General features: G+C 71.4%; 6 protein-coding genes and 4 tRNA genes (1 of these 10 running past the window's edge). 8 read left to right on the forward strand and 2 right to left on the reverse strand.

Going from position 1 to position 8,613, the window contains the following annotated elements; genetic code table 11:
• Window positions 1-34: 34 nt before the first annotated feature.
• Window positions 35-110 (reverse strand) — tRNA-Lys (locus VYL96_RS03875).
• A 103-nt stretch (window positions 111-213) separates the two neighbouring features.
• Between VYL96_RS03875 and VYL96_RS03880 the strand changes: the two genes are divergently transcribed.
• The 7 genes from VYL96_RS03880 to VYL96_RS03910 all read left to right on the forward strand — a co-directional run bounded on the left by VYL96_RS03880 (window position 214) and on the right by VYL96_RS03910 (window position 7,167).
• Window positions 214-286: transfer RNA gene (locus tag VYL96_RS03880), tRNA-Glu, on the forward strand.
• A gap of 205 nt (window positions 287-491) precedes the next feature.
• Window positions 492-568: transfer RNA gene (locus tag VYL96_RS03885), tRNA-Asp, on the forward strand.
• A gap of 47 nt (window positions 569-615) precedes the next feature.
• Window positions 616-692 (forward strand) — tRNA-Phe (locus VYL96_RS03890).
• Window positions 693-775: 83 nt separating this feature from the next.
• Entirely contained in the window at window positions 776-4,015 is a 3,240-nt protein-coding gene (locus tag VYL96_RS03895) for an arabinosyltransferase domain-containing protein (RefSeq protein WP_131886189.1), read from the forward strand.
• A gap of 74 nt (window positions 4,016-4,089) precedes the next feature.
• Entirely contained in the window at window positions 4,090-4,875 is a 786-nt protein-coding gene (locus tag VYL96_RS03900) for an enoyl-CoA hydratase (protein ID WP_063934968.1), read from the forward strand.
• On the forward strand, window positions 4,863-6,077 hold the full coding sequence (locus VYL96_RS03905) for a CobW family GTP-binding protein (protein ID WP_131886190.1): 1,215 nt from the start codon (window positions 4,863-4,865) through the stop codon (window positions 6,075-6,077). The genes VYL96_RS03900 and VYL96_RS03905 overlap by 13 nt, the downstream gene beginning before the upstream one ends.
• A gap of 205 nt (window positions 6,078-6,282) precedes the next feature.
• Complete coding sequence (locus tag VYL96_RS03910) at window positions 6,283-7,167, forward strand: LuxR C-terminal-related transcriptional regulator (protein WP_061228985.1); 885 nt, start codon at window positions 6,283-6,285, stop codon at window positions 7,165-7,167.
• 31 nt (window positions 7,168-7,198) lie between these two features.
• Here the strand turns inward: VYL96_RS03910 and VYL96_RS03915 are convergent, their stop codons facing one another.
• A complete protein-coding gene (locus VYL96_RS03915) occupies window positions 7,199-7,771 on the reverse strand; it encodes a cob(I)yrinic acid a,c-diamide adenosyltransferase (protein WP_061916078.1) in 573 nt (190 codons plus the stop codon).
• Window positions 7,772-7,843: 72 nt separating this feature from the next.
• Between VYL96_RS03915 and murA the strand changes: the two genes are divergently transcribed.
• Window positions 7,844-8,613 carry the 5' portion of a UDP-N-acetylglucosamine 1-carboxyvinyltransferase gene (gene murA, locus VYL96_RS03920; protein WP_007627009.1) on the forward strand. 514 nt of this gene lie beyond the right edge of the window, so the window shows 770 of its 1,284 coding nt (coding positions 1-770); the start codon lies at window positions 7,844-7,846; the stop codon falls past the right edge of the window.

Genomic DNA, 8,613 nt, shown 5'->3' on the forward strand with positions numbered 1-8,613 from the left:
AATCGGTGACGAGCAGCCGACCCGGCGACCGCGGTGGTGCCCCCAGTCGGGCTCGAACCGACGACCTGCGGATTAAAAGTCCGTAGCTCTACCAACTGAGCTATAGGGGCGACGGCCACGATACCGCCCCGCCTCCCGGTTGGTTTATCCGCCCGGCGGGCGGTGCCCTACACTGGAGCGCGCTGCGGACCGGCGATCCCGGACGTGGCGTAGGCCCCCTTCGTTTAGCGGCCTAGGACACCGGCCTTTCACGCCGGCAGCGCGGGTTCGAATCCCGTAGGGGGTACACACAGTCGAGGTCCCGGTCACCGAGCAGGTGGCCGGGACCTCGTGCGTTCAGTGCCTCGCGACGGTGGCGCCACCGCGCTCCCTCGGGGTCGGGGGCGCCCCGTTCCGAACGCGGTGCTGACCAGCGCACGACCGGGGGACCGGGCCCCGATTTGCGCATCGACGGCGGCGTCCACTAATGTTCTTTCTCGTGCGAAGAGCACGGCCCTGTGGCGCAGTTGGTTAGCGCGCCGCCCTGTCACGGCGGAGGTCGCGGGTTCGAGTCCCGTCAGGGTCGCCAGAGGCAACCGGCGCATTCGGTTTCACCGGGTGCGCCGGTGGTCTTATGGCCAGGTAGCTCAGTTGGTACGAGCGTCCGCCTGAAAAGCGGAAGGTCGTCGGTTCGATCCCGACTCTGGCCACCACGGACATGACGCGCCGGAGGGTTATCCCTCCGGCGCGTTCGTCGTTTCGGGGATCGTCGATCCCTCGTTATAGCGTGGACGCCATGCCATCGACTGCCAGCGAGGTCCCTGTCGTGCCGGAGAGAACCCAGTCGGGACCTCGGTGGGGGATCATCGCCGCTGTCAGTGGACTGATCGGCATCCTGCTCGCGATCGTCGTGCCGCTGCTCCCCGTCACGCAGACCACGACGAGTATCAGCTGGCCCGAGGGCGGCACCCTCGACCCGGTCACCGCGCCCCTGGTGGCGTACTACCCGCTCGACATCGAGGTGGAACTCCCGTGTTCGGCGGTGACCGAGCTGCGCGAGCAGGGCCGCGAGGACGGCGTCCTCGTCTCCACCGCGCCGCGCGAGGCGGGGGAGGACGCCGGCGCGCGCGGCCTCATGGTGTCCGTGGCCGGCCCGAACGTCGAGGTGCGCAGCCGCAACGTCCTCATCGCCTCCGCTCCGACCGAGGCGGTCGCCGCGCCCGGCGGCTGCTCGAGCATCCGCGTCATCGCCGACTCCGGTTCGATCGGTGCCGAGTTCACCGGACTCTCAGTCGACGGGCAGGGCGTCGGAGGCCGCATCGACCGCGACTTGCGACCCCAGGTGGTGGGCGTCTTCACCGATCTGGAGGGCGCGGCCCCGGAGGGCATGTCCGTCGACATCACGGTCGACTCCCGCTACACCACGCAGGCGACGGCGATCAAGCAGATCGCGATCGTCGTGGGCATCCTCGCCATCATCGTCGCGCTGGTCGCCCTACACCGGCTCGACCTGCGTGACGGACGGCTGGCCCGCCGGATCCTCCCGCCGGGCTGGTGGAAGCCGCGACCGCTGGACGTGCTCGTCGTGGGCACCCTGCTCGTGTGGCACGTCATCGGCGCCAACACGGCCGACGACGGCTACATCCTCACCGAGGCGCGCGCGGCCGTCTCCAGCGGCTACATGCCCGAGGTCTTCCGCTACTACGGTGCCCCCTACGCCCCCTTCGGGATGCCGTACTATCTCTACACCCTGATGAGCGCGGTCTCGCTCGGCAGTGTCTGGCTCCGACTGCCCGCCCTGCTCCTGGGCATCGGATCGTGGATCCTGCTCTCGCGGGAGGTCATCCCGCGCCTGGGAATCGCCGCCCGCCGGGCGCCCGCCGTCCGGTGGAGCACCGCCGCCGTCTTCCTCGCGTTCTGGCTCACCTACAACAACGGCCTGCGCCCCGAGCCGATCATCGCCTTCGGCGTGCTGGCCACCTGGGTCTCGCTCGAACGGGCCCTCGCGACCGGCCGGCTGCTGCCGGCGGCGACAGGCTTCATCATCGGCGGGCTCACCCTGTCCGCGGCGCCGACGGGGACGTTCTGCATCGCCGTCATCATCGCCGCCTCGCGCCCGCTGCTGCTGCTCGTCATCCGGCGGGCGCGGCGCGACGGGTGGATCCCGACCGTGGCGCCCCTGCTGGCCGCGGGACTCGGGGTGCTGCACCTCATCTTCCTGGACCAGCCGCTGGTCACCACGCTCCAGTCCTCGGCGCTGCTCGGCGACGTCGGGCCGACCGGCCGCTGGTTCGAGGAGGTGTGGCGCTACGAGTGGCTGATGAACCCGACTCCGGACGGCTCGCTCGCGCGGCGGTTCGCGGTGCTCACCATGTTCCTCTCGCTCATCACCTGCGCGGCGATCCTCTTCCGCAAGGGCCACGTCCCCGGCGTGGCGATCGGGCCGGCCCGGCGCATCGTGGGCCTCGCGGCCATCTCCATCGCCTTCATGGCGCTCAACCCCACCAAGTGGACCCACCACTTCGGCGCCTTCGCGACCATCGGTGCGGCGCTCGCCGCCCTCGTGACCATGGCGGTTCTGCCCACCGCGACCCGCTCGTTGCGCAACCGCATGCTGTTCCTGGCCGCCGTGTTCTTCGTCCTGGCGCTGAGCTTCACCTCCACCAACGGCTGGTGGTACATCTCTATCTACGGCATCCCGTGGGGCGGGGCCCAGCCGTCCATCGCCGGCGTCACCCTGTCCTCGGTGTTCGTCGGCCTCATGCTGCTGGCCCTCCTCGCCGCGCTGGTGCTGCACTACCGCGAGCCGTTCGTCACGCGGACCGGGCCGCAGCGGCCCGACCGCGACCGCGGGCCGCTCCGTCGCTTCGCCCGCGAGGTCTCGCGGGCCCCGCTCGGGCTCGCGGCCGCCCTCGTCGTCGTCATCATCGTCGCCTCCATGGCCGCGGCCGTCCGTAACCAGTACCCCGCCTACTCGGTCGGTCTCCAGAACCTGCGCGCACTGTCCGGGAAGCCGTGCGGCATCGCCGACGCGGTCCTCGCCGAGCCGGACGCCAACGCGGGCCTCCTCGCGCCCGTGGGCGAGCCGCGTGACCAGCTCGAGGCCGGGGCCGAGGCGATCCGGTTCGAACCCGACGGCATCCCCACCGACCTCACGGCGACGCAGGACGTCGACACCGACACCCCGGGCACCGGCGAGAGCTCCGACACCACGTCGACCACCGCCGGCACCGAGGGCGGCGTCCGCGCCGGGGAGGGCATCAACGGCAGCCACGCCGTCCTGCCGTTCGGGCTCGACCCCGCCCGCGTGCCCGTCCTGGGCAGCCACCAGACCGGTGCGCAGTTCAACGCCGAGACGACCACCGACTGGTACCCGCTGCCCGACCGGTCGGACGAGAACCCGCTCATCACCATCGCCGTGGCCGGCTCCTTCGCCCCCGACGCCCTGCGCGTCGAGTACGCGACCGGCGGCGGCACCGAGGTCGCCGGCTCCGTCCTCCCCCTGGACATCGGCCCGGCCCCCGCGTGGCGCAACCTGCGCGTGCCCGTGGACACGCTGCCCGACGACACCACCGCGATCCGGCTGGTCGTGCGCGACCTCGACCCCGACCCGTCGCGCTGGATCGCCTTCACCCCGCCGCGCATGCCGGAGCTCGTGACGATGCAGGAGCTGGTCGGCGACACCCGTCCGGTGCTGCCCGACTGGGCGGTGGCGTTCCACGTGCCGTGCCTGCGGCCGTTCGACGAGTACGCCGGCATCCACGAGCTGCCCGAGTACCGCGTACTGCCGGACCGCGGGCTGGCGGTGAGCTCCACCAACACGTGGCAGTCGTGGGACGGCGGCGGGCCGCTCGGCTTCATCGAGCTGCTGCTCGAGGGCGAGACCGTGCCGACCTACCTCGAGCACGACTGGGACCGCGACTGGGGATCGCTCGTGCGGTACTCGCCGCTCGTGCCCGAGGCGCGCGAGGCGACCGTCGACCACGGGGAGGCCGTACGGTCGGGGCTGTGGAACGGCGGGCCGCTCGCGCGCTGACCGGCTAGCATCGGCCCCGGAGTCTTTACAAGGACTTCCAACTAATCGTAGGCAGACACAGAGTGGAGACGCGCATGTCCGTGACCGAGAAGCAGTTCGAGAACATCCTGGTCGAGCAGACCGACCGGGTCGCGACCATCACCCTCAACCGCCCCAAGGCGCTCAACGCGCTGTCCAGCGCCATGGAGAAGGAGGTCGTCGAGGCCGTCGAGGGCCTGGACTCGGACCCCGACGTCGGCTGCATCATCATCACCGGATCCGAGAAGGCCTTCGCGGCCGGCGCGGACATCAAGGAGATGAAGGACAAGACCTACCCCGGCATCTACCTCGAGCGCTTCTTCGGTGACTGGAAGCGCCTCACCGCCGCGCGCACCCCGATCATCGCCGCCGTCTCCGGCTTCGCGCTGGGCGGCGGCTGCGAGCTGGCGATGATGTGCGACATGATCATCGCCGGTGACAACGCCAAGTTCGGCCAGCCGGAGATCACCCTCGGCGTGATCCCGGGCATGGGCGGCTCCCAGCGCCTGACCCGCGCCGTGGGCAAGGCCAAGGCCATGGACCTGTGCCTCACCGGCCGACAGATGGACGCCGACGAGGCCGAGCGATCCGGCCTGGTCGCGCGCGTCGTGCCCGCCGCCGACCTGCTGGAGGAGACCCGCAAGGTCGCGGACAAGATCGCCTCCATGAGCAAGACCACCGCGATCGCCGCGAAGCAGGCGGTCAACCGCTCCTTCGAGACCACGCTCGAGGAGGGGCTGCTCGCCGAGCAGAACGCCTTCTACGCGCTGTTCGCCACCGAGGACCAGTCCGAGGGCATGTCCGCGTTCGCGGAGAAGCGGAAGCCCGAGTGGAAGCGCTGAGCAACCGTCTCGCGCACGGTCACCTCGCCGGGGGCGGTGACGGGCGTACGGACGCCCGCCGCGCCCCCGGCGAGCCGTTGCCGGTACTGGTCCTGACCGGCTACCTGGGCGCGGGCAAGACCACCCTTCTCAACCACCTGCTCTCCGGCGCGCCCGGACTGCGGATCGCGGCGATCGTCAACGACTTCGGCGAGATCGACGTCGACGCCACCGCCGTGGCCGGCCGCGTCGACTCGATGGTCTCCCTCGCCAACGGCTGCGTCTGCTGCGAGGTCGACGCCAGTGAACTGGCCGGGACGCTGGGGCGGCTGGCCGATCCCGGGATGGGTCTGGACCTGGCCGTGATCGAGGCCAGCGGACTCGCCGAGCCGTCGGTGCTGTCGCGGATGGTCCACGACGTGCCGCGCGACATCGTGCGGCACGCCGGGATGATCCAGGTGGTCAACGCCGAGGGCCTCGACGACGCCATGGAGCGCCACCCGCGTCTGGCGGCGCACCTGGCGGAGGCCGACCTCGTCGTCGTCAACAAATGCGACCTCGTCACCCGTGAACGGTTCGGCGAGCTCCGCGCGACGATCCGCGCCCACGCCCCGCGCGTGGCCGTACTGCCCGCGGTGCGCGCCGCCGTGCCGGCCGGGCTGCTCCTGGGACTGGAACCCGCCGCGCCCCGCACCGCGTCGACCGCAGCGACGGACGGCGGACACGCGCCGGGCGGCGACGCGCGCGACCACTCCCACCTCCACGACGGCTACACGGCCGTCACCGTCGCGCCCGACGGCCACCTCCACCCGCGCCGGTTCCTCGCCGCGGTCTCCGCCCCGCCGACCGGCGCCTACCGAGCCAAGGGCACGCTGACCCTGGCGGACGCGGACGGCCCGCGGCGCTACGAGGTGGCACTGGTGGGCCGCCGGTTGGAGCTGCGCGCCGGGGGATCCGGCCCCGACGGGCTGGTGGTGATCGGCGTGGGGATGGACGACGACGAGGTGGCGCGCTTCCTCGACGAGGCCGTTCTGGCCCCCGGTGAACACGTCGACCCCGCCGCCGGACTCGGCCTTCACCCGTACCTGATCGGCGACCCGGACTCCAGCGACGTGGAGGAGTGGATCTACGACGAACAGCGCGCTGCGCCGCTCACCGGGGCCGCGGCCATGTTGGCCGACCCCGAGGATCCCGAGGCATTCGATCCAGCATTCACCCCCTGAGCGTCCTTCGGGTGGGAACGCCTGGCGCACTACCCCCGTCAACCTGACGGTCGTCTCATGTTCCTGTTCGGCATCACCCCGTCCACGTGCGTATAGTGGCGCTGACGACGGCGAAGTGTCGCACCGACAGGGGCCCCACCGACCGCGGTGGGGGTGCTGCACCGACCGCGGTGGGGGTGCTGCACCGAACGAGGGAGGAGACCTCGTGGACGAGGAGAATGCGGGCCGCGGCCCGAGCGCAGCGGGCGATGCCCAGCGGCGCAAGCGTGACCTCGCCTCGGTGCGCAGCGCTATCGCGGCCCTGCGTGAGGCGACCGGGATCCCCGTGACGATCGGGGGAGTGGTCGGCGAGGGACACACGCTCGTGCTGTCCGAATCGCTCGGGATGCGCACCTCGGCGATGAAGGACCTCAAGGTCCACTACGGCGCCGGTGTGGGCGGGAAGGTCATGGCCACCGGCAAGCCGGTCGGCGTGGCCGACTACCCGCGCGCGGGCGTCATCACCCACGAGTACGACCTCCCGGTGCTCTCCGAGGGCCTGCGGTCCATGGCCGCGATCCCGGTGGTGGTGGGCAAGGACGTGCGCGCCGTCATCTACGCCGGCGTGCACTCGTCGGTGCGGTTCGGCGAGAAGGTCCTCAACCAGATGGCCGCCACCGCGCGCGCCCTCGAGCAGGAGATCGCCGTGAACGACGCGCTGGCGGCGCGCGGTTCGGCCCCGGTCGGTCCCGGCTCCGGTGAGGGCCGCTGGGACGACGTGCTGTCCAACGAGCGGATGCGCGAGACCCACGCCCGCCTCCGGATGCTCGCTTCGCGCACCGAGGATCCCGACGTCCGCGCCGAGCTCGAACGGATCTGCGCGGAGATGGTCTCGCCGCCGCCCGAGATGCCCACCGCGCGCCTCTCCCGCCGCGAGCTCGACGTGCTGGCGTGTGTCGCCCAGGGCAAGACGAACATCGAGACCGCCGCCGACATGGGCATCGGCGCCGAGACCGTGAAGAGCTACCTGCGATCGGTGATGCGCAAGCTCGACGCCCACACCCGCTTCGAGGCGGTCAACGCCGCACGGCGCATGGGCGCCCTGCCCTGAGCCGCGCGGCGTAGAGCGGGCGCGGGACGCGTCAGCGCTCGCCGCCCGGCACCCACAGCACGTCGCCCTCGGGATTCGCGACGCGGCCCAGCACGAACAGCAGGTCCGAGAGCCGGTTGAGGTACTTGGCCGGCAGGACCGAGGTGGTCTCGGGGAACGCCTCGACGGCAGCCCACGCCGCCCGCTCCGCACGGCGGGCGACGGTGCGCGCGACGTGGAGGTACGCGCCCCCGGGGGTCCCGCCGGGGAGGATGAACGACGTGAGGTCCGGCAGATCCGCGTTGAACTCGTCGATCCAGCCCTCGAGCCGGTCGATGTAGGACTGCTCGATCCGCAGCGGCGGGTATTTGGGGTTCTCCACCATGGGGGTCGACAGGTCCGCGCCCGCGTCGAAGAGATCGTTCTGCACCGTCCTGAGCACGGTGGCGACGCGCTCGTCGAGTCCGCCGACGGTCAGGGCCACGCCGATGGCGGCGTTGGCCTCGTCGCAGTCCGCGTACGCCGCGAGCCGAGGGTCGTTCTTGCTCACCCGGGAGAAGTCGGACAATCCGGTCGATCCGTCGTCGCCGGTGCGGGTATAGATCTTGGTCAGATGAACAGCCATGGGAGTCAACCTACGTGGCCGCGGGGCCCCGCGGTCGGAGGACGGCCCGGCGGTCTCGCCTAGGGTGGACGCGTGAGCGGTAATCCCACGTCCCGCGAGGAGAGTTTCCTCGTCAGAGGCGGCACCCGACTGTCCGGAGAGATCTCCGTCGCGGGGGCCAAGAACAGTGTCCTCAAGTTGATGGCGGTCGCCCTGATGGCCGAGGGCCGGACGACGCTGACCAACTGTCCCTCGATCTCCGATGTGCCGGCGATGGCCGATGTGCTGAGGCACCTCGGGTGCACCGTCGAGATCTCCGGCGACACCGTGGTGATCGACACGCCCGCCGAACCGGGGCACATCGCGGACGACAAGGCAGCCCAGCGACTCCGAGCCTCGGTGTGCATCCTGGGCCCCCTCGTCGGCCGCCACCACCGGGCCGTGATCGCGATGCCGGGCGGAGACGCGATCGGGAGCCGCCCCCTCAACTGGCACCAGAACGGGCTCAATCGTCTCGGCGCCCGCACCAGGATGGACCACGGTCGCCTGGTCGCCGAGGCCACCGAGCTCCGGGGCGCGAGCTACGAACTGAGCTTCCCCTCCGTCGGCGCGACCGAGACCTTCGTGACCGCGGCGGTGTTGGCGAAGGGCACCTCCGTGCTGAAGAACGCCGCCCGCGAGCCCGAGATCGTGGACATCTGCGACCTGCTCAACGAGATGGGCGCACAGATCAGCGGCGCGGGGACGAGCACCATCACCATCCGCGGCGTCGACGAGCTCACTCCCGTCAGTCACCGGGTGATCGGCGACCGGATCGTCGCCGCCACCTGGGCGATGGGCGCGGTCATGACCCGGGGGGACGT

It is taken from the genome of Dietzia maris, assembly GCF_036287335.1.
Lineage (GTDB): Bacteria > Actinomycetota > Actinomycetes > Mycobacteriales > Mycobacteriaceae > Dietzia > Dietzia cinnamea.

Coding starts and splice junctions, on each gene's coding strand:
- VYL96_RS03915 (WP_061916078.1), bottom strand. CDS start 7,771: ATGGCTGTTCATCTGACCAAGATCTATACCCGCACCGGCGACGACGGA.
- VYL96_RS03895 (WP_131886189.1), top strand. CDS start 776: ATGCCATCGACTGCCAGCGAGGTCCCTGTCGTGCCGGAGAGAACCCAG.
- VYL96_RS03900 (WP_063934968.1), top strand. CDS start 4,090: ATGTCCGTGACCGAGAAGCAGTTCGAGAACATCCTGGTCGAGCAGACC.